9 protein-coding genes are annotated in these 21,855 nt (G+C 63.1%); 1 reads left to right on the top strand and 8 read right to left on the bottom strand.

The annotated features are described in order from the left end of the window. Nucleotides 1–1,364: 1,364 nt before the first annotated feature. Together GRI69_RS08430 and GRI69_RS08425 are read right to left on the bottom strand one after the other, a co-directional pair. Nucleotides 1,365–1,685 carry a DMT family transporter gene (locus GRI69_RS08430; RefSeq protein WP_160727816.1) on the bottom strand — a complete coding sequence of 107 codons (321 nt, stop codon included), beginning with the start codon at nucleotides 1,683–1,685 and terminating at the stop codon, nucleotides 1,365–1,367. 131 nt (nucleotides 1,686–1,816) lie between these two features. Next, on the bottom strand, nucleotides 1,817–2,344 hold the full coding sequence (locus GRI69_RS08425; RefSeq protein ID WP_160727815.1) for an acyloxyacyl hydrolase: 528 nt from the start codon (nucleotides 2,342–2,344) through the stop codon (nucleotides 1,817–1,819). Nucleotides 2,345–2,483: 139 nt separating this feature from the next. Between GRI69_RS08425 and GRI69_RS08420 the strand changes: the two genes are divergently transcribed. Beyond that, nucleotides 2,484–3,452 carry a transglutaminase-like cysteine peptidase gene (locus GRI69_RS08420; RefSeq protein ID WP_160727814.1) on the top strand — a complete coding sequence of 323 codons (969 nt, stop codon included), beginning with the start codon at nucleotides 2,484–2,486 and terminating at the stop codon, nucleotides 3,450–3,452. A gap of 48 nt (nucleotides 3,453–3,500) precedes the next feature. Here GRI69_RS08420 and GRI69_RS08415 read toward each other — a convergent pair whose 3' ends face one another. From GRI69_RS08415 to GRI69_RS08390, 6 genes are read right to left on the bottom strand one after another with little or no spacing between them, the layout of a single operon-like run. After that, nucleotides 3,501–4,766 carry an HlyD family type I secretion periplasmic adaptor subunit gene (locus GRI69_RS08415; protein ID WP_160727813.1) on the bottom strand — a complete coding sequence of 422 codons (1,266 nt, stop codon included), beginning with the start codon at nucleotides 4,764–4,766 and terminating at the stop codon, nucleotides 3,501–3,503. After that, nucleotides 4,763–5,782: a cell wall hydrolase gene (locus GRI69_RS08410; protein WP_337191048.1), complete on the bottom strand. Its 1,020-nt coding sequence runs from the start codon at nucleotides 5,780–5,782 to the stop codon at nucleotides 4,763–4,765. The genes GRI69_RS08415 and GRI69_RS08410 overlap by 4 nt, the downstream gene beginning before the upstream one ends. After that, a complete protein-coding gene (locus GRI69_RS08405) occupies nucleotides 5,779–7,923 on the bottom strand; it encodes a type I secretion system permease/ATPase (RefSeq protein ID WP_160727812.1) in 2,145 nt (714 codons plus the stop codon). Before GRI69_RS08405 ends, GRI69_RS08410 begins: the two co-directional genes overlap by 4 nt. 26 nt (nucleotides 7,924–7,949) lie before the next feature. Next, a complete protein-coding gene (locus GRI69_RS08400; RefSeq protein WP_160727811.1) occupies nucleotides 7,950–9,353 on the bottom strand; it encodes a TolC family protein in 1,404 nt (467 codons plus the stop codon). A 15-nt stretch (nucleotides 9,354–9,368) separates the two neighbouring features. Further along, nucleotides 9,369–10,079 (bottom strand): OmpA family protein, encoded by a 711-nt coding sequence (locus GRI69_RS08395; RefSeq protein ID WP_160727810.1) that lies wholly within the window; start codon nucleotides 10,077–10,079, stop codon nucleotides 9,369–9,371. Between the two features lie 34 nt (nucleotides 10,080–10,113). Then, on the bottom strand, nucleotides 10,114–21,078 hold the full coding sequence (locus tag GRI69_RS08390; RefSeq protein ID WP_160727809.1) for a beta strand repeat-containing protein: 10,965 nt from the start codon (nucleotides 21,076–21,078) through the stop codon (nucleotides 10,114–10,116). Nucleotides 21,079–21,855 lie beyond the last annotated feature (777 nt).

The following is a 21,855-nucleotide window of genomic DNA, read 5'->3' as shown; positions in this document are numbered from 1 at the left end:
AAGCGAGCTTCAGCGATTAGGCGGCCTTTCCGCTTCCGACGCCATTACGGACAACGTGTAAGCGTCACACTCGTCCCTTGTTCTCTTACTAAGACTAATTCTCTACCTAGGCGCGACTGGTCGCAGACTAAGCATCTGCTCCATTATCTCTGCGAAGAACACATTGGCGTCGGAGTTGGCCTGCTCGCGTGTCCGTCCATCTGCAATCTGCTGGCGCACAATTACATTTCGAAGTGTCGATCTCTCGTTCTGGCAAAAGCTTTGAAGGCGTTGCTTGAACTCTGCTTCAGGCAGTCTTTCCTGTGCGACCTCTGCTGCACGTGACGTCATGCACGTCAAATAGGCCCAATTCTCGGGTCCAGGTGCCGCCACTTGTGCAAGCAAAGCTAACGGCGCAAGCGAGATAAGCATTCTTACGATCGTCCACAAATTATGCCCCAACAAGATCGATATGCACCATAGCCGTCATTTCTTTACCTTTTCGCTACTAAAATCCATCTTCAGGTTCTGGCAGGTTTCCACCCCAAATCGGACGTAGAGCTGCACCAGCCATTCCACCGGGAATGACCGAAACTGACTGCCGCCAGTCTCAGTAGGCACCGCCCTATGCAAAACCTATTTCTCCGCTAAATTCTTGACTTTGTCACCTATTTGGTTAGGTGTGGCAGCGGATCGGGAGGGCGCGAAGCTGGTACCCCCCTTCCTTGCCCGGAGGGCCCGCGACGGCGGTGCCTGTATGGGCGGCGCGGCCGGTCGAAAGGCGCGGGCGTCCAGGTCGGGAGCGAATGACCTCTTCCAGGCCCCAGGACACCTTCTCTCCTTCGCCCGGATGCGGCCGGCAGCACGATACAGGTCGCGGGACCTTCTTCGCCCGCGCGGGAGAGCGGCAGGGGCTCATGCTTTTCACAGGCGAACCCTCCCCGTCGCACCCGCTGCCCAGGTCGCACATGAGACTAAGCCGGGTTCAGGTTCGGTGTTCGTGTTCGGGCATCCTTCGGGCGGCCTCGTATGCATGAACGTTCATGCATTGGCATCCTTCGGGCTGCTTCAGTGCGTGTTTGTTTGCACTAACGCCCTTCGGGCTGCTTGAGTGCGCAAAGGTCCGGCGGGGCCGCCACCCGAACCGCGCCGATCAGGCATCCGCCCGCGGGGTCTTTCGCAGAGCAATCTGCAAAAGGCCCCCGTCATTCTCGCTCTCGGGAGCTACGCCTCGCCTCGCGCAAGGTTCGCCCAGCCGCGTGATCTGTTTATCTTGCGCTACCGCCCTTCGGGCTGCTTGAGCGCGGATGCTTCCCACGGCGTTAGGTCCGGGCTCGCCGCCGGATGTTCTTGCATGTCTGCGAAAAGAGGCACCTGCTGAAGGTCTAGGCAGGACTCGAAAGCTTCATCATCACCAGACCGCAAACGATCAGCGCCGCAGCAGTGACCCGCATGAAGCTCAGCGCTTCTCCGAAATAGGCTATGCCGATGATGAATGCGCCCAGAGCGCCGATCCCGGTCCAGATCGTGTAAGCCGTGCCCAGCGGAAGCACCTTCATCGACCAGGCCAGCAAGCCGAAACTCAGCAGCATCCCCACAGCCATGACTATGGTCGGCACGAGTTTGGTAAACCCGTCCGACTGCTTCATTGCAGTCGCCCAGACAATTTCGAACAATCCAGCAAAGAAAAGCGCAACCCACGCCATAGCAGCCTCCTGAAACCGCCGGGCCGTCCCGGTCTTGAAGTCCAAAGGGCGGGAACGTGGTCGCCGCGCGGTTCACATAGGCACTACGGCGGCGGCCCGCAACGGCCCTTGCCCCCAGGAAGTGCCGCCTGTCACATCCGGTAGTTCACCCGCAGGCCCATCATGTCGATGCCGGGGTTCTGTTCGCTGTTGAACAGGCGCGCATTGCTGATGTGGACCCAGCTCGCCTCCACCGACCAGCGTTCGTCGAGGTCCACGCCGACCGCGAGTTCCGGTTCGAACAGCACACGGCTGCCCAGATCGGTGCGCATGCCGGTTTGCGGATCCACGCGGAGCGAGGGTGCATCGTGGATCACCAGCCCGACGCCGGGCCGCACGTACAGTCTGCCGATCTCCGCCTTCCAGCTCACCCCGGCGCCGACGAAGCTGGTATCGCCCGACAAATTGGCCGAGCCGAAGACATAGGGCTGCACATCGGCCATCGCCTCGATCTCGTCGAAGCGAACCCCGGCCTGGACATCGACGCCGCCCTCATTGGTGTCGAAGGTGAAAGGCGTATCCACGCCATGCGCATAGAGGCCGCCATAGATTTCCTGCGCGCTGGCAGCACCAGGTATCGCAGCGAAGACAAGCGCAAGCAGGGGGGCGAAAAAGCGCATCTTGGAAATTCCCGGACCGTGGTGAAGGCGCGTTAGGGATTAGATGCCGCCAGCTTTCGCGGGGCTGAAGCAAGGTCTTTTCCGGCCATTAACCCTGACCCGCAACCGTTCCTTGAGCTTGCCTTCGTAACACCGGGGCATGGTTGGAACCTCATCCTCCCGCGCCCTGCTTCGCCCTGCTCTGACGGCGGCGGCGGCCTTGCTGGCAATCGCCCCGCAGGCTGTACAGGCCGCGACCCCGGCTATCGCGGTGCAGGCGGTGGAGAAGATGGCATCGGGTTGCAGCGAACCGATGCCCGCCAATGCGCCCATTTCCCTCACATCGGCTTCCGCGAGCAAGGCATCGCAGATCATCGGCGGCGAAAGCGCACTCGACGCGATCCGCGCGCGGCAGACGAGTGCAGCACTCTCGCATCCGCTGCTCTCCAGCGCGCCGCGCCCACCCTTCGAGCCGGCGGCCGCACCGGTTGCTTCGCGTAGCGGGGCCTGCGCCATCGAAGCCAGCCCCTTCGCTTCGGCAATCCCGTTCCGGCCGGGCCAGACCCAATTCGCGGCTCCGCGCCGCGATCCATCGCTCCTGCCTTCGGCCGCACGCAAGGACCTTGTCCTCGGCAGCCGCATGGTGCCGATTTCGCGCACGAGTTTCGATGCCCAGTGGGAGCGCGTGGGCGCAAGCCGGACAAACCTGTCCGCCACGCTTATCCAGGCGGGCGGAAGCCGCGAAAATCTGGGGCAGGTGATCGCTTCGGTCAACCGCTGGGTGAACCGCGAGATCGAGCATGTCGAGGATATCGACCTCTACGGCCGCAGCGATTACTGGGCCGATGCCGCGACCACCCTTCGCCTTGGGCAGGGTGACTGCGAAGACTTTGCCCTGCTCAAGATGGAACTGCTCGCCGCCGCCGGTGTTGCGCGCGAAGACATGATCCTGACATTGGCGCGCGATCTCGTCCGCCGCCGTGATCATGCCGTGCTGCTGGTAAAGACCGATGACGGTTACCTGATGCTGGACAATGTCGGCAGCGCGCCGCTCGATGCCTCGCAGGACCACGGCTATCGCCCGGTCATGAGCCTGGGCGCGAAGCAGAGCTGGCTGCACGGATATTGAGAGGCACGAGCGCAGCAACGCTCGCGCCTCTCTCCCCCCAAGCAAACTTCAGCGTTCGGTCAGCGCGCGGTCGAAGGCGCGGTTTACCGGCTTAAACAGGTAGGACAGCACGCTGCGGCGTGCGGTCAGGACTTCGACATCGCAGATCATGCCGGGCACGATCGGCAGGCGCACTCCGCCCTTCTCGATGAAAGCACGGTCGGTCTCGATGATCACTGCGTAATAGGCTTCGCGCTCGACCTCGTCGAAGATACTGTCGGCGCTGACCTGCGCGACGCGGCCTTTCAATCCGCCGTAGATCGAGAAATCATAGGCTGTGACCTTCACATTCGCCCGGTCTCCGACCTTCACGAAAGCGCGGTCGCTGGGTGAGATGCGGGCCTCGATCAGCAACTTGTCGCCTACCGGAACGATCTGCATGATCTTCTCACCCGCATTGACGAAGCCGCCTTCGGTGGTGACCTGCACATCGTTGACGATCCCGTCCGACGGGGCGCGCAATTCATTGCGGTTGCGCCGCGCGGTGGCGCCGCGAATGCTTTCCGCGTTCACGGCCATGCGCGTGGTGATCTCGCTGCGCTCAGCCAGCGCCTGCTGGCGGAAATCGGCACGGGCCTGCGAAAGATCGGCCTGCGCCTGCCTGATGGAGGCGGAAGCGCGCGCTGCGGCCTGACGCGAAGCGGATAGCCGGCCCTGCAGGTCGATCACTTCTCGCTCCGCCGTCAGGAGATCGGTTTGCGGTACGATATTCTTCGCAGCCAGCGGACGCAACATCTCGACCTGCTCGCGCGCGAGGCGCAGGCTGCTTTCCAGGCTTGAGGCCGTAGCTTGGGCTTCCGAAAGATCGCGGCGGCGCTGCTCGACCGCCGAAGCGAGCGAGGATTCGCGCGCCTGCGCCGTCGCAGCGCGGGCCTGCGCCAAACGCTGTTCATCGGCACAACCGCTTCCGCTTTCGCAGCCCAAAGTGCCTCCAGCCGCCTCTTGGTTGAGGCGCTGGGCACGAACGGCCAGTCGCTCGTTCTCGGTCTGGAGTTCACCCAGGGTCGACGCACTCTGCGAATCGTCGAGGCGGACGAGCAAGTCGCCCTCTTTCACGCTCTGCCCGCTTCTCACGAGGATTTCCTCGATCACGGCAGGCTCCGATGGTTGTACCAGTTGCGCCTTGCTCGACGGGATGACCGTACCGGTGCCGCGGGTAATCTGGTCGACCTGGGCAAAAGCGGCCCAGGCAAACAGCAGGGCGATTCCCACTGCGGCGGTGACGATCAGGCGCTGCGCCGCGCTCATCGTATTCCAGCGCTGGAAGGCGGTCATTGCGGTTGCTCCGAAGATCCGGGCGCCGCTGCCACCAGCGCGCCCTGCGAAGAGAGGGTATTGCGATAACCGGCGCTGGCCTCGACCGGGTCGGGAATGGTCAGGCGCCACGCCTTGGTGGTGTCGATCCGTCCACCCACATCGGCAGCGGCATGCCGGTCCCGGACATCCGGCTCAACCGTAAGACCGGGCGTGTAAACGGCTTCCGCGACCAGTTCGATGGGCTCTTCGCCGTCCGTTTCGATGAAGCGCGCGAAATCAACCTGCGGCTTGATCTCCCGACCCGCCCAATTGCCGTAAAAGCTGGCGGCGCGACCCGGCGAGCCGGGGAAGCGGTAAAAGATATGGCGACCGATGGTAGCGATCTTGCCCAGCTTGAAGGCCCAGTAGGGCACGACGTAATCGGCGTGGTAATGCGTTGCGGTGCCGACTTCGGCGACTTCGCGGCCCGAAAGCGCGTCACGCGCGATGGCCTTGGCCGAGCGCCATAGATCGGCCTGCGGCTTGCGCATCAGTGCCCCGTCGCAGGTGAAGCTGAATTGGCAGACCTTCTGGTTCCAGCCCTGATAGACGACGCCGCAAACGGTGTTGGGATAGGCCGGATGCCGGACCCTGTTGAGCACGACTTGCGCAACCGCGCGCTGGCCCAGCGCAGGTTCCAGCGCCGCTTCGTAATAGACCGCCTGCGCTAGACAGTCCGCTGCTGTGCCAAAGTGGTTCGAGGAAAGCGGTATGGCTGCGAACCGCCCAGGGCGTTCCAGACGGCCCGCAAGCGTGGGGATCGCAAGGTTGCGCGCCAGTGCATCACCATCTTCGGCGTCCAGCAGCATGGCCCCAGTTTCGGCGGAAGTAGTCATGTCCGAAAGATCGGCCTGCAATTCCGGCGCCAGCTTTGCCATGGCGATCGCCTGCTCCTGCGGAACCAGCAGCGCCGACGTGCCGACGAACAGGCTGGTCACGACAAGGACAGAAAACGCCCAGATGCGCCTGATGCGGGTGGCTGCGGCCTTGTTCACGCGACACCTCCGCGCGCTGCGCCGGCCTGAGCGAGGACTTCCTTGACCGGCCCGTCGGCAGCGATCCGGCCCTTGTCGAGCACGATCAGTCGGTTGCAGATGGAGAAGAGAGCCGGACGGTGCGTCGAGATCACCAGCGTCTGTTCGGGCTTCATTGCGCCCGACAGGCGTTCGACGAACATCTTTTCCGTCTCGCTGTCCATCGCGCCGGTCGGCTCGTCGAGGAACAGCAGCTCGCGCGGTTCGACCAAGGCGCGGGCAAGCGAAAGGAAACTGCGCTGGCCGCCCGAAAGCTGGCGTCCGTCTTCGCCCACCGAGCGGTCGAACCCTCCGGCATCGCGCGACAGGAACTGGTCCGCCCCCGTGGCCCGCATCGCTTCAAGCAATGCCTCTTCCGAAAGGCCGAGCCGTCCAAGCGTAAGATTGTCGCGCACCGAGCCGGAGAACAGCGCCGCATCCTGCCCCACGAAGCCCAATGCCTCGCGCAGTTGCTGCGGACGGTACTGGCGGCTGTCAATTCCATTGACCATCATCGCGCCTTCGGTCGGAGCATAAAGACCGCAGAGCAGCCGCCCGAATGTCGATTTGCCGGAGGCGACACGGCCGACCAGCGCGATGCGCTCGCCCGGCTCGATGGTCAGGTTGAGGCCGGAAAGCGCCGCAGGGGCTTCCTCGGCATAGCGGAATTCGGCATCCTGAAGCGCGATGCGTGGGCGCGTGATTGCGCTGGGCGCAACGCTGGCGCCGAGCTTGCGCTCGTCCCCGGTCTCGAACATCCGCTCGATGCTGGATAGCGTCTCCTTGGCCTGCCGGCCGCGGGTCAGCAGGAAGGCGATCTGGCCTGCAGGGGCGAGCGAGCGCGAAGCCAGCATCACGATGGCGATGATCGCACCCATGGTAATCTCGCCCGCGGCGAAGAGGTAATAGCCTCCGATGATCAGCGCGACGGTGGAGATCTGCTGGAAGACCTGTGCCAGACTGACCGCGACCGAGTTGATGTTGCGTAGCCGCAGCTGCGAGTGTCCACCGACATCGGCCAGCCGGTGCCAACGCGAGAGCATGCCGCCCTCCCCGCCCATGGCCTTCAGCGTCTCCGCACCGGTCAGTGATTCAACCAGCAGCGTCTGCTGCAAACCGTAATCGGCCTGCGCATCCTGCGAAGCCTCGACCACTTTCTTCTGCAGGACGAACCCCGCAACCGCCATCGCCGCGATGATCGTCAGTGGAACCAGCGCCAGCCAGCCCGCGATGATCGCAATGACCGCGACGAAGACAACAAGGAAGAGCACATCGACCACCAAAACGACCGAAGTCGAGGCGAAGAAATCGCGCACGATGGCGTATTCGGCCACCCGCGCGGCCATCGATCCCGTGTGGCCCTTGCGCTCTGCCAGCGGCATGGCGAGCAGGCGCGAGAAGATCTTCTGGCTCAGTTTGAGATCAAGGCGCTGCGCAATTTCGTCGACGATCGATGTGCGCGCGCGGCGCAGCGCGAATTCGAGCGCGAAGGCGAGCAGGACGCCGAGGCCCAGCACCCAGAGCGTTTCCTGCGCCTGGTTGGGGATGACCCGGTCATACACGTTCATCGTGAAGATCGGCAGCGCGATCGCCAGCAGGTTCACCAATAGCGATGCGAGCAAGACGGGCGTGAAGGCACTGCGTTCGCGGCGGAGTTCGCCCCAGAACCAGTGACTCCGCGCTTTCGCGTGCCAGGGTGCCTCGTCGGCGCGCATCCGGTCCGGATCACCGTAAACGGGTATCAGCGTATCGGCGTAAACCTCGCCAAGATCGTGGCGCTTTTCCCAGGTCTCTGCGCCGGTTTCCGGACGCCAGACGAGAAGTTCGTCCTCCTGCGCTTCGAGCAGCAGCACGAAGCCGCCCCCGTCCATTGCCGCGATAGCAGGCAGGAGCTTGGCGTTGGTCGGCAGGCGCCGACGGCGCAGGACATCGTGGTTGAGGCCGACAAGGTCGAGTGCTGCCGGAGCCTGATGGGCCGGCAGCAGCCCTTCGGTGTTTCGTGGAAGCTGGACAAGCGTGCCGCGCGCAAACGGCAAGCCATAACGCTTCGCCGCCTCGCCAATGCAATCGACGAGCGGGTCCAGGACCCGCCCGCCAATCTGTTCCGCCCTAGTCTGTTCCATAGCCGTGATCGGCCCTTCGTGTTGCGTCAATCTCCGGCGACGCGCCGCTGCAATTCGGCATCCGCGGACGGCCCATAATTGAACCGTTCGCGTTCCTGCTCGCCTGCCCCGGCCCCCGGAGCGATGCTCAGCGCATCGAGGAACTGGTTTGTAGCAGCAAGCGTCTGGTACTGCGCGAACAATTGGGAGAACCGTGCCGTTTCGAGACGGACCTGCGTATTGAAGCGCGTGTTCTGTGCATCGAGCACGTCCAGCAGCGAACGACGCCCGATGTTGAACTGGCTGCGATAGCTCAGCAGGAGGTCGTCGCTGACCTGGCTCTGGCGGTCGAGCTGCTGCACCACCCGGCGCTGCGTATCGAGCTGTTGCCATGCCAGCCGCACGTCCTCTTCGGCAGCACGTTGGCGATCATGCAGTGCATAACGGGAAAGGCTCGCCTGGCGGATGTTCTCCTGCAGCTTGGCCCGGTTGATGCCGCCGTCGAATACGTCCCAGCGCAGCACCACGCGGGCCTGCAGGTCGGTGGTTTCGCCAGCGAAACCGTCGATATCCTCACCGGTGCGGCCGCTCGCCTCGATTCCGATCGTCGGCCAGAGGTCGCCCTCGGCCGCGTCGACCAGCGCATTAGCGGCGTCGACATCGGCCTCCGCTTCACGCACCAGCGGATTGTTGAGGCGAGCCAGACCGACCGCGGTCGGAAGATCGCTGGGCATGGCGTTGGAAAGATCCGGCGGGATTGTGCCCACATTGATGTCCATGCCGGTCAGGCGGCGTAGCGAGATATAGGCGTTCTGGAGTTCCAGATCGGCCTCTTCGCTGCGCACCAGTGCCGATTGCAGCCGCTCTTCGGCCTGCTGCTGGTCGGCAACCGAAATCGAACCTTCGTCCACCCCGGTCGACAGATCGGAAGCCAGCGTCTGATGGAAGGCCGCATTGTCACGTGCGGCGGCAACAACGCGTTCCTGGAGGAGAACATCGAGATACTGGCGTGCAATCTGCAGGGCGATGAATTCCGAACGCTCGACCACACGCAGGGAGGCACCGTCGACGCGGGCCGCCTGGCGCAGCAATTCGCCGCGGCGGCGGCCGAAATCGAACACTGTCCATTCGGCGTTGATCCCCGCTTCCAGCGGATAGAGCTCGTTGTTCGCGATGCCCAGCGTACGGCGGGTGTTGTTTTCCAGCCTCCGAACGCCCGCGCTCGCCTCGATGCCGACGCGGGGAAGGTACAGCCCCTGCGCCTGCTTACGTTCGAACTCGATCGCTTCCTTGTTGTACTGTGCCTGCATGATTTCCGGGTTCGACTGCATGGCGATGGCAATCGCGTCCTGCATCGATACGGTTTCTGCGGGCGCGGTCTGTGCCATGGCTGCCGGAGCCGATCCTGCAAGCAGGAGCGCCGCGGCAGTGGCCAGGGTTGTCTTGCGCATTTTTCGTCCCCTCACTTACTGGTTGACCAGGATTTCGACGCGGCGGTTCTGCAATTCGCGAACCCCGTCGGCGGTCGGCACGCGGGGGCTTTCTTCACCCTCGGCGCGCGTGGAAATTGTGGCATCGGCAATTCCGCGACCGACCATCAGCCCCTCGATGGCTTCGGCGCGGCGTTCCGACAGTCCCTGATTGTAGGCGTTGCTGCCCGACCGGTCCGTGTGACCGACGACGGTGAAGCGCGTCCAATTGCAGACCGCTGCATTCTCGACCACGTATTCGACCGTTTCCACCGCATCCTGCTGCGGCGTGGCGGAATCGAATTCGAAGAAGATGAGGCCCGGTGCCTGCGCGTTGCAGACTTCTGGAGGCGCAGCGGGCGCCTGCGGCGCAGGAGCGGCTACCCGCGCCTGCGGCGTGCGGTTCATCATGTCGTAGGCCATCCCGCACTTCGACAGGCTGACCTCGTCCTTCGTGCTGGATTTGAGGAAACCGAGCGCGATACCGCACTGCGCCTTCGCCTCGCTGGCCCAGATGTAACGCGGATCGTTCGCGTTCACGATTCCTGGATCCTTGGTTAGCGCGAGTGCGGCGTCGTAGCGCATCTGTACGGCGCTGCGCAATTCGCTGCCGTCCAGGCTCATAAGGTCGTCCTGCGCGAAGGCCGCAGAGGGGATCATCCCCACTGCGGCTCCGGCAAGCGCGAAAATCGCGGTTGTTTTTCTCATTGCAAAGCCCCTTGTTTCAAACTTCTCTTTGCGATCATGCCGAAGCCGCTGCCAATGCGGCCGCTTCGTCGTTCTGGTCCTGCGGCATCATGCCCATGGCATGGAGCGCCACTTCGTTTCCGATCATGCTGTCGAGCAGCCCTTCCGGCGGCGTTACCGCCATCGCCGGACCATCGTTGGCCGCGAAGTGATCGACGATGGCGTCGACTTCGGCTTCCGCCGCGATCTCGGCCACAGTCTCACCCACACCCTTCCCGGGCTCCTTCGCAGGACCGGCTTCTGCCATCTTGGCTGGCGCTTCGAGCATGAGCAGCGCTTCCATCGCGCTTGCCGCATCGCCCCCGGCAAAGCCTTCGAACACACTCGGGCCGCCGGCCAGTTGGGGCCCGGCATCCACGCCTTGGGCGAAGTCCACGCCTTCGTTTTGCAGGTTACTGCCAAACTCGGCCTGGGGTGCCTTGGACGCGCTTTCGCCTTCCATGATATTCGACATTGTGGGTTCGCGTGGATCGATCTGATCCGTCTGGACGAAGCCGTCGAAACTCATCGCTTCGGGTTCAAGCATCTCCGGAGCCTGGACTTCCGCAGCAGGAGCGAACTCGAAATTAACCATATCACGGTCCGCGGAAACGCGATCGCCGATGGTCTGGTCGAACTGCGACTGCATTTCCGGCATGAAGAAGCCGGATGCCATCGCCGCAACCGTCGCCATTTCCATCGGGCGCATGTCCATGCGCGGATCGCTGGTGGTCTTGGTGGCAGTCGAGGAGCTCGCGAAGAGTGCGTTGTCGTTTGCGCCGTCCTGCTGAACCAGCGTGCTGTCGAGCGAGAACTTGCTGAGCGAAGCCATGCTGCTCGGCGCGTCGGGATCGACCAGCACAGAGATCGAAGCGATAGCCGTCGCATCGCCGTCGCTATCGGTGGCGCTGACATCGAAATCGAACTGCTGTTCGTCCGGCAAGATCTGCTTGGTAAAGCTCAGCGCAGTAAAGCGCGCGCCCTGCCCACCACCGCTGACCGCAACGACTTCGAACCGATTGAACGTATCCAGTGTAGTCGGATCGATCAACGTTTCCGAAGTTGTGATAGTCCCGTTGTAGACTACTTCCGAAGTCCCGTCGGCGTCGTTGTAAACGGTGATCTGGTAGACGACGCTCCCGCCGTCACGATCGTTGGTGAGGACCGCAGAAGAGACGAAGTCCGGATTTACCAAGGGGTTTTGGTTGCCGGGCTGGCCAGGAGAGTGGAACTCCACAGCGAAGCTTTCACCCGCTCCCACGAATTGGTTGGCGACACCAAATCCGACTGTCGAAGAATTGATGCCGTCAGCGCTGCTGAATTCGATCCGGCCATCCGGAGTCTGGACAAATGCCTGTGGGCCGCCGGCCGTGAGGCCCAGCAACGAAACGGTCTCCGTATCTCCGGCGTCCGGCTCGAGAAGCGTGAAGAGATAATTTCCTTCGGCATCCACCTGGAAGGTGAAGATGTCGACCGTCCCATCGGCATTCGTGCCGGTAAGTGTCGTGCCCTGAACGGGGTTTGCTACCCCGTCGTCAGTCAGGTCGAGCAGGCCGTGTTCAAGCGGCTGGTAGACGATGCCATCGATAACCGGTCCAGTGATCGTGAATTCGCCATGCCCATCGCCGCCCGGCGAATAGACGAAGGTCCCGTCAGCCGTGGATCCGTCCTCGTTCGGAATGACCTGATCATCCGGGCTGAAGGCGCCGATGATCGGGCTATCATCCTCGAATGAGACAGAGATTGCGTTCGGATTGGTGACCGTGGTCGTTCCATCGTTCGAGCTCACGGGAATGACGATTGAATCGACATCTTCCACCGAGGTATCCGGATGGTCGATCTGCTGGAATTGGGTGACCGTGAAATCGCCGTCATTGTCGATCGTAATCGTGACGACCGGATTGTTCACGTTGGTTGTGTAGCCGACCAGCGTCTGCCCGCCGTCCTGCGTAGTCCAAAGAACTGGATCGCCGCCCGAAGAAAGGGCCCCGGAGGTCGGCGTACCGAGGGTGACGGTCTGCGCATCGCCATCGGCGTCGGTGATCGTCACAGTGCCCATCGCAATGGCCGAGTTGGTGGTGTCGGTCGGGGTTCCGACGCCGTCGACATTGCCTCCGGCCAGACCCTCGTCCGAGACTGCTGCAACAGCGGTGCCGACAACCGGTGCATCATTGGTGCCGAAGATCGTGATCTCCACGGTGGCGGTGTCGGTCGCGTCGCCGTCGCTCACCGTATAGGTGAAGGTATCGGTCAGCGTTTCACCGTCGCCCAGCGCATCGACCGCGGCGTTGTCGCTGTCGAGCGTGTAGGTGTAGGTCCCGTTGGCATTGATGACGATCGCGCCGTAGGTCCCGGCGAGCGATGCGCCCACCGTACCGCCAGTCACGCCGGTTACGCTCAGCGTATCGCCGTCGACATCGGTGTCCGCCACGTCCGCGAACGAACCGCTCGGCGCGCCGGGGTGATCGAGATCCTGCAGGACATTGCCAGAGGTGGTCGGGTCGGCGCCCACGGTGACATCGAGCACCCAGTTGGTGTCGTTCTCGGCCATCGGAGCGTCGTTTGCGCCGGTGATGGTGATGTCGAGCGTGGTGGTGCTGGTATCGCCGTCGGCATCGACGATCGTGTAGGTGAAGCTGTCCACTTCGCTTTCCCCGTCATCGAGATTCTGCACCGCAGCGGTATTCAGCGTATAGGTATAGGTCCCGTCATCATTGAGCGAGAGCGTACCGAATTCTCCGGCTGTCGAGCCGCCCACTGTGCCGGCAGTACCATTGAAGCCGGTCACTGCGGTTACGGCCGGATCACCCGCGCCGTCAGCGCCGAAGGCATCGTCGGCGATGACATTGCCGCCAACCGATGCGGTGTCCTCGGTCAGGCTGTTGGTATCGGGATCGGCGATTGGGCCATCATCGGCAAAGCGGATATTGCCGCCAAGGTCGAGTACCACCGTTTCCTCGGCGGTATCGCCGTCGCCGTCCGTGATCGTCGCGGTGCCGCTCAGCGAAAGGACGCCGTCGGCAAGGGTTTCGAGCTGGCTGTCGAAGCCGGTCGTGTCACCCGGAAGATCGTGGTCGATCACCTCGTACTGCGTCAGCGTGACGACGCCGGTGGTGCCGTTCACCGCAGCGGTGAAGACCAGCGTGCCGTTGGCGCGGCCTTCGACCACATCGCCGTTCATCGTCAGGGTTACCGGAACGCCGCCGCTCGTCAGGCCCGAAGTCGGGTTGTCGATGACCAGCGAGTAGGCCCAGGCAATGCTGCCGGCGCCGTCTGCCCCGTAATCGCTGCTGGCGACCGAGAAGGCGCCGCCGAAATCTGCGATCGAAGTATCGGTATCCGCACCGCCGACAGTATCGGCATCCTGCGTGGTAAGCGTGACCGCATCGCCATCGACGACTGCCGCATCAATGCTGGGTCCATCGTCGGCAAAGCGGACGTTGCCGCCAAGATCGAGCGTAACCGTCTCTTCAGCCGTATCGCCGTCGCCGTCGGTAATGGTCGCCGTGCCCGATAGGGTGACGAGGCCATTGCCGAGCGCTTGGAGCTGGCTGTCGTAATTACCGTCCGCGCCGGGAAGATCGTGGTCGATCTCTTCATATTGCGTCAGGGTAACGGCACCTGTGGTCTCATTCACTTCGAGCGTGAAGACGAGAGTACCGTTTGCACGGCCTTCGACCACATCGCCGTTCAGGGAGAGCGTTACCGGAACGCCATCGCTGCTGAGGTTCGACGCGGCCTGATCGACCGTGAGGCTGAAATCCCAGACGATGCTGCCCGCACCGTCCGCACCGTAGCTGCTGGCCGCGATGCTGAATGCGCCGCCGAAGTTGGCGATCGAGACATCGGTGTCCGTGCCGCCAACGGTGTCGGCATCCTGCGTGGTCAGCGTGACCGCGTCGCCGTCGACGACTGCGGCATCGATGCTCGGGCCGTCGTCCGCAAACTGGATATTGCCGCCGAGGTCGAGGACCACGGTTTCCTCGGCCGTATCGCCGTCGCCATCGGTGATGGTCGCGGTGCCGCTGAGCGAGAGCACGCCGTCACCGAGTGCTTCGAGCTGGCTATCGTAATTGTCGTCCGAGCCGGGAAGGTCGTGGTCTATCTCCTCGAACTGGGTGAGCGTGACTTCGCCGGTCGAATCATCGACCGAGACCGTGAAGACGAGCGTACCGTTGGCGCGCCCTTCGACCACATCGCCGTTCAACGAAAGCGTAACAGGCACACCATCGCTGGTGAGGCCGGATGCCGCATTGTCGATTGCCAGCGAGAAGTCCCAGGCGATGCTGCCTGCGCCGTCCGCGCCATAGGCGCTGCTGGCGACGGTGAATGCCCCGCCAAAGTTGGCTGTCGACACCGCAGTGTCGCTGCCCGCACCGATCGTCTCGGCATCCTGCGTGGTCAGCGTGACCGCGTTGCCATCGACTACCGATGCATCGATCGCAGGGCCATCGTCGCGGAACGAGAAGGCGCCGCCGATATTCGCCGTGGCATCCGCCGTATCGCCGTCGCCATCGGTAACCGTGGCTGTCAGCGTGACCAGGTTACCCGGAAGACCGGTGGCATCGTCGGGATCGGTCTCGTCGGCGTGGACTACTGCACGCTCCTGCGTCAGTTCGACATTACCATCGGCATCGACGGTAATGGTGAACACCAGTTCGCCGCCGCTTTCGGTCCGTCCTTCGATCGTGCCGCCAACCAGCGTGGCAACCACTGCCTCGCCGCTGGCGGTGTCGACCAGGCCGGTCGCGCTGGCGGTCAGACCAAGCATGTAGTTGCCTACGCTACCCGGTCCATCGGCATTGTAGTCGGGCGTGAACAGGCCCGAGAAGTCGGCACCTGCAGGCGTGCCCAGGTCGGTTTCGTCGACTTCGATCGAGCCGGCGCCGGGTGCAGTGGCTTCGAGTGTCGGGACATCGTCCGAGACGTTCACGGCGACCGATCCGGTGGCAGTGTCGCCATCGATATCTGTGGCGATGACGTCGACCGAGCCGAGCGCGTCGAGTTCGTCGCCCTGGCTCGCATGGCCGAGATAATTGTCGTTTAGCGTTGCAGTGACGGTGGCATCGTCACCGACGACATTGAGCGTCAGTGTAACGACGAGACGGCCGCCATCCGAACCGGTGATGGTGAAATCGTCTACTCGCGCCCAGGTCAGGCCGCCGTCGAGACCGGAGGTGTCGCCGAACACGATGCTTTCGAACGGATCGGATCCGGGGACGAAATTGATCGTTTCGGAATCCGAGTCCGGACCGGCAGGAGTGCTGCCATCGGCAAGGTTCTGGTCGTCGACGGTCAGGCTGACCGCTTCGGGATCGTTCGGACCCGTTCCATCGAGGATGCGGATCGGCTGCGTGGCGGTGTCGGTATCACCGTCGCCGTCGGTCAGCGTGTAGCTGAAGTCAGCGACTATGGCGCCCGACGACTGGTCGAGACCCGGGTTCGGATCGAAGGTCCAGTTGCCGTCCATGTCGATTGTGTAGGTGCCGTTGGCGGTCATCAGCGTTGCGTCCGAGCCGTCCTGCGGCACGGCCACGGTCTGCGCACCCACCGTGATCGCGGTAACACTGGCGCCGTCCGCGCCTTCGGTATCGGGCGTGCCATCGGTCATGACGTTGCCGGAAATATCGGCAGCATCCTCGGCGACATTGATCAGTGCCTGGTCGGTAGCGGTCGGGACATCGTCGACGATATCGACGTTGATCGTCCCGCTGCCGATCAAATTGTTGAACTCGTCATAGACTTCGTAACCGAAGCTTTCCTGTCCGGTGACGGTGTTGGTGCCATTGTCGCCGCCCTGGTCGAGCGTGATGCTGTCGCCATCGACATTCGTGTCGAGCGTATAGGTATATTCGCCCGTCACGCTGTCGAGCGTGAGAGTACCGTAATTGCCGCCCGCGGGATCGGTCAGCACATAGGTGAACGTCCCGGTCGCATCGACGACGGTGATCTGACCGTCGGCGTCGATTTCGCTGTCGCTCGGCGCATCGCTGCCCGTAGGAAGACCGGCTTCATTGACGGTCGCTTCATCGTCTTCGACGGTACCGGCAACATTGGTGATGTCGATATCCAGCGCCGCTTCGGAGATGTCTCCGTCGGCATCGACGATCTGGTAGGTGAAGCTGTCGATTGCGTCTGCGTTCGTCGCGTTGGCGAAGCTTTCGTAGCTGTAGCTGCCATCGGCATTTACAGTCAGTTCGCCATAGGTCCCTGTCACCACGAAGGGGGCACCATCGTCGCTGCTGCCGCTTCCGGAAACCGCCAGGATGGTGAGAGTACCGTCGGCACCGTTCGCATCGACGCCGAAACCGTCGTCATCGGTCAGAATGTTGCCGGTAACCGTGGCGCCCTCCACGACCGAATTGGTATTATCGGTCGCGGTTGGTGCATCGTCGTCGAACGTGATGTCGAGCGTGGTATCGGCGGTTTCGCCTTCGCTATCCGTGACGGTGAAGCCGATGGTGGCCAGCGCGTCATTCTCGTCGTTGCCGGCAGTGTGAAGCACGTTCTGCAGCAGGGTGACGGTGTATTCGCCGGTCGCCGGATCGGTGATTTCCACCGTGAAAATGTCGCCGCGGTCGCTCGATGCGGTGAGCGTGTTGCCGCTGACCGAATAGGTGACCATTTCGCTGCCCAGCATGACGCTGGAACCGTCGAGGCCTGAGCCGAAGGTAATGGTCGCCGGGCCATCGTTGCCGACATCGAAGGTCAACGCGCCGGTGAAGCTCGCGTCGCTGGTGTCGGCAGGATCGTCGCCTGCATTGGCGTCGAGATCGCCGGCGGTGGAGTCCGGATTGCCGCCGGGCAGGCCGTCATCGTCGACTGCCGCGGCAGCCGTGCCGCCGCTCGGCTCGCTGTCGGGCTGGAGATCGACCGTCACGGTTGCGGTCGAACTGTCGCCGTCCTGATCGGTGATGGTGTAGGTGAAGCTGTCGGTCAGCTGGCCGTTGCTGCCTGCGCCCGGAGCCGGGGTGTAGGTAAACAGGCCGGTCGCCGGATCGTAGGTCGCGGTGCCCTGCGCCCCTTGCGAGCTGACGACCACGCTGACACCGTCTGCGGTGAGGACACCGTCTGCGCCGAACACGTCGTTGGCCAGCGCATCGATCACGATCGGCGCGTTCTCTGCTCCTTGACCCGCACTATCGTCATTGGCGGTCGGGACGTCGTCCACCACGGCGATATCGAGAGAAGCCGTATCCTGCGATCCGTCGCTATCGGTGGCGACAACGTCGAGGCTGTCGACCAGTTGGTCTTCGCCGTCCACCGTATGATCGAGCGTGTTGTCGCTGAGTTCGTATTCATAGGACACGGTCGCCGCGATCACATCGCCATTGGCATCGGTAGTCACGGTCACGCCGGTTACGTTCACCGTGCCATAGGCGCCGGGGATCGAGATCGGATAGCTTTCGCCGCCGCCCCAGACCTGGACGCCGCCCACGGTCAGCGTGTCGAGCCCGTCAGGGCTGTCGACCGTGAAGTTGCCCGCAGGAGTAAGTGCCGCTGCATCGGGCGAGGAGCCATCCGCAAGGTCGTCTTCGTCGACCGTCAGTTCGGGCGTCTGGAGATCGAGACCATTGATCGTGACGATATCGTCATCGCCATTGATCGTGACCGTCAGCGTGGTCACGCTGGTGTCGCCGTCGCCGTCGGTCAGAGTATAGGTGAAGACCTCGGTCAGGCTCTCGGATGAATCGAGGCCCTGGACGAACTCGTTCGAATTATCGAGCGTGTAGGTATAGCTGCCATTGGCATTGAGGACGAGCGAGCCATAGGCGCCCGCAGTCGCTCCGCTCACTGTGCCCGCATTGCCGCCGAACGAAACATCGGTCACGCTCGCGCCATCGGCACCGGTTGTGTCGCCGCCATTGTCGCCATTGGCTTCGGCATTGGTGATCACGTTGCCGTCCGCGGTCAGCGGGCCGTCTTCGGTCACGCTGTCGGTATCGGCCACTGCCGTGGGAACGTCGTCCACGATGGCGATGTCGAGATCGCCCGAAGCCACGTCGCCATCCTGATCGGTGACGGTCACTTCGAAGCTGTCGAAAGTATCGTCGCCGTCGGTATTGGTGGTCAGTTCGTAAGTGTAGCCGATCGCGCCATTGGCGATCGAGGTGATCGTCAGCGTGCCGAAACTGCCGGTGATGGTCTGGCCGACCGCGGTCACGCTCTCGCCGCCGATGGTCACCGCTGCCGGGCCGTCGGGCGCGTCATAGGTGAAGGTGCCGCTGGTGAATTCGCTGTCGCTTGCCGCGTCCGAACCCGCGGGCAAGCCCGCCTCATCGACCAGCGTGCCTTCTTCGCCTGCAACCGGCAGGTCGAGCACGACCGGGCTGTCGGCAATCGCGATCACGAGGTTGGCGGTAGCGGTATCGCCGTCTCCGTCTGTGATCGTGTAGGTGAAGCTGTCGCTGACGCCGCCTTCTGTGCCCGGATTCCGGGTATAGCTATAGCTTCCGTCGCCCGCGATAGTCAGCGTGCCGTATTCGCCCTGGATGGTGTCGCCGGCCGAGCCGGTGCCGTTCGCGCCGGTATAGGAAGTGACGACCGCGCCATCCGCGCCTTCGACATCATTGGCCAGCACATTGCCGCCGACCGGGCCGTATTCGCCCGCTGCGATGCTGTTCGCATCGTCCGCAGCCGAAGGATTGTCGTCGACGATGGAAACCACCAGCGTGGTCTGCGCCGTATCGCCGTCGCTGTCGGTGACAACCAGCGTGAAGCTGTCGCTGTCCGGATCGGTCAGCGTGTTGTCGGTCAGCTCGTAGCTGTAGCTGTAGGCGCCGTCGGTGACCGAAACGGTCAGTACGCCGCGATCGGTGGTGACGGTGCCGCCGCCGGTAACGTCGACGCCGTTGATGACCAGCGTATCCACGCTGTCGCCGCCGGTCGCGATGGTGATCGATCCGCTGGCGAATTCGCCGTCGCTCGCCGCATTGGAACCAGCTGGTTCGTCGCCGCGCGCACCGAGTGCTTCCTCGAAGACCGTGTCCTGTCCGGCGACTGCGATTTCAGGCGCGGAATCGGGCTGCAGCGTGATCGTGACCGTGGCGGTCGACGTATCGCCGTCGCCATCGGTAATCGTGTAATCGAAGGTTACGGTGCCTTCCTCGCCCGCTCCCGGGGTATAGGTGAAGGTCCCGTCGCCATTGTAGGCAACGCTGCCGTCGCCGCTGAGCGTTCCGTCGACCACGGCCACTCCAGTGGCGAGGTCCACGCCGTCCGCGCCGGTGATGTCATTGGCGAGTGCGTCGACGGTGATCGGGGCGTTTTCTTCGCCCTGCGCGCCCGTATCGTCGAAGGCTTCGGGCACGTCGTCGATGATGGTGATCACCAGGTCGTCTTCGGCCACGTCGCCGTCGAGGTCGATCACCACGATGGGGAAGTCGACCGTCGTGCCTTCGGGATCGCCCGTGTTGTCGGTCAGTTCGTATTCGTAGGTGATCGTGCCTTCGCCGGTCACGGGGTCATAGGTATAGTCGATGACCGTGAGGGTGCCCGTATCGTCCGATACCACGACCTGCGGCAGGTTGGTGGGATCGATCACGGTCCCCCCGACCGAGACCGAGCCCACGCCGTCGGGCGAGGTGAAGGTGATCGTGCCGGTTGCCGTTTCATCGTCGCCGTCGAAATCCGAACCCTCCGGTTCGTCGTCACGCGTGTCGGTGGTGGGCGGCAGCTGGCCTTCCTCCACCACCGTCTCGTCTTCGCCGTCTGGCACGTTGGTTATGGCATCGTTCGCATCGCCGATATCGATGGTCAGCGTGGCGGTGCTGGTGCTGCCGTCGGCATCGGTGATGGTGTAGGTGAACTCTTCGCTCACGCCGCCGGGCGTGTTGAAATAGCGGGTGTAGGAATAGCTGCCGTCGGCGTTGAGCGTCAGCTCGCCATAGGTGCCGACAAGCGTATCGCCCGGTTCGGCAGAGCCGCTGTCATTGGCGAAGCCGGTAACCGGTCCGCCGGCGGCATAGCCGTCCGCGCCGGGTTCGTCGTTGACCAGCACGCTGCCCGCAATCGGCCCGAAGGTCCCCGCGGCAACGCTGTTCGCATCGTCGGCCGCGATCGGCGCGTCGTCGATGATGCGGATCTGCAGGTTTGCATCGGCGCGGTCGCCGTCGGAATCGATCACGCTCATCACGAACGAACCGTCCAGCTCGCCGCCGACCATGTTGTCCTGCAACGTGAAGCTGAAGCCGATGCGGCCGCTGGCGAGATCGATGCTGGTGATGGTCAGCGTGCCCGTTTCGCCCTGGAAGGTCTGGCCGACCGAGGTGATCGCTACGCCGTTGATCAGGACCGATCCCACGCCGTCGGGCGCGTTGAAGACGATGGTGCCGCTGGCGGTTTCGGAATTGGTTTCGCTGCGCGTGCCTTCAGGTTCGGAGGCGCCGTCAATTGTGCGGCCCGGCAGGCCGTCTTCATCGACGGTGGCGATGGCATTGATCACGCCAACGGGATTGTCGGGCGTTTCGATCACGATGTCCGGATCGCGCTCGGCCAGCGCGGGGATGATCTCGCGCTCTTCGGGCTGCGGGAACTGGAGCTGCGTATAGGGCAGCAAGTCACCCAGGGCATAGGCGGCCTGGATGTTGCCGGGATCGACTTCGAAATTGCCGCCCGAGCTCTGCGGGTCGCCGGCGGCGGGCTGCGGCTCGTTGCCGGTGAGAAGCGCGGCGAGGTTGGCAGCCGGGACGGTGACTCCATCAATCACGATCTGCGGGACGATGATCGCGCCGTCGGGGATGACGATGCGGGTGCCGTCGTCGAGGACGATCACGAGGTCGCGGCCCACGGCGGTCATGTTGTCGAGGCTGGCGCCTTCGGGGAGGACGACGACGCCGTCGGCATCGGGACGAAGCACGATATCGGCATTGCGCAGGTTCATCGCCTGCACAGAATTGCCTTGCATATCAGTAGCTTGGCTCTCGGAAGCGGTGTCGCTGTCCTGGGCTGCAAACTCGTTGCGGGTTTCGAAACTGTCCATCTCGTCCATCCTTCCTGTGCGGGCAGGAAGGTTTCCCCCCTCCTGTTGCGGACAGTTCACGGATCTTCGGGCCGATTGGCTGTTGGACTGCCGTCCGGTATTGCCCCCTGACGAATGTCATCCGTTACTGTTCGCGGCCCCGACTTGTTCATTCGGCTCCGGGACGAATCGCCCCGGGCTGCCGATGTGTCGTTGTTGCAACCGAAGTAACCCCTCCCGGCACCATCATGCAATGCAATTAACTTTTCGGAGACGGGTCCGCAGGGGAGCAGAGGGGGCGGCGGGCCGCATAATCGGGCTATCCCACTGGTTTTCGGGGATAATGAAATAGTGTCTTGGAATGGGACAGAAGGCGGTTTGCCGAGTTGGATCCGGCAGGGGTGCCGGGGCCTTAACCAGGCCTGTCAGACACATGATGAACAGGAAGATCCCGCGCGCGAGCGGGCGAGGTGTTCGACGGGAGTTGTCGATCAAGCGCTTCATCGGCCCACGAACGGGCATCGAACGGGCAGGTGAACATTCCTGATTCGCCGATCGGGGTGAATCCGCCACACCCGCCGCCAGAATTAACCGCGTTCGTTAAATTCCGGTTCGCTTAAACAACTGAATTTCAGGGATAGTCGATTTCGGTTGCATGAAAGTTGACCGCAGACTACGTTTCAGCGAACTTAAATGGGCTTCGAGGGGAGCCAGCGTGATAAGGATCGGCGCGAAGCCGGTTAATAATAACAGGGTCGCGTCGGTTCCACACTACCCCCCTCGAACATGGGTTATCCG

The sequence above is a fragment of the Qipengyuania vulgaris genome, assembly GCF_009827325.1.
Taxonomy (GTDB): domain Bacteria; phylum Pseudomonadota; class Alphaproteobacteria; order Sphingomonadales; family Sphingomonadaceae; genus Qipengyuania; species Qipengyuania vulgaris.
This window is presented reverse-complemented; position numbering and strand designations above follow the sequence as displayed.

What these genes read in the sequence shown, in the direction of transcription:
- GRI69_RS08430 (WP_160727816.1), bottom strand. Translation starts at nt 1,685, where the DNA reads ATGGCGTGGGTTGCGCTTTTCTTTGCTGGATTGTTCGAAATTGTCTGG.
- GRI69_RS08425 (WP_160727815.1), bottom strand. Translation starts at nt 2,344, where the DNA reads ATGCGCTTTTTCGCCCCCCTGCTTGCGCTTGTCTTCGCTGCGATACCT.
- GRI69_RS08420 (WP_160727814.1), top strand. Translation starts at nt 2,484, where the DNA reads ATGGTTGGAACCTCATCCTCCCGCGCCCTGCTTCGCCCTGCTCTGACG.
- GRI69_RS08415 (WP_160727813.1), bottom strand. Translation starts at nt 4,766, where the DNA reads ATGACCGCCTTCCAGCGCTGGAATACGATGAGCGCGGCGCAGCGCCTG.
- GRI69_RS08405 (WP_160727812.1), bottom strand. Translation starts at nt 7,923, where the DNA reads ATGGAACAGACTAGGGCGGAACAGATTGGCGGGCGGGTCCTGGACCCG.
- GRI69_RS08400 (WP_160727811.1), bottom strand. Translation starts at nt 9,353, where the DNA reads ATGCGCAAGACAACCCTGGCCACTGCCGCGGCGCTCCTGCTTGCAGGA.
- GRI69_RS08395 (WP_160727810.1), bottom strand. Translation starts at nt 10,079, where the DNA reads ATGAGAAAAACAACCGCGATTTTCGCGCTTGCCGGAGCCGCAGTGGGG.
- GRI69_RS08390 (WP_160727809.1), bottom strand. Translation starts at nt 21,078, where the DNA reads ATGGACAGTTTCGAAACCCGCAACGAGTTTGCAGCCCAGGACAGCGAC.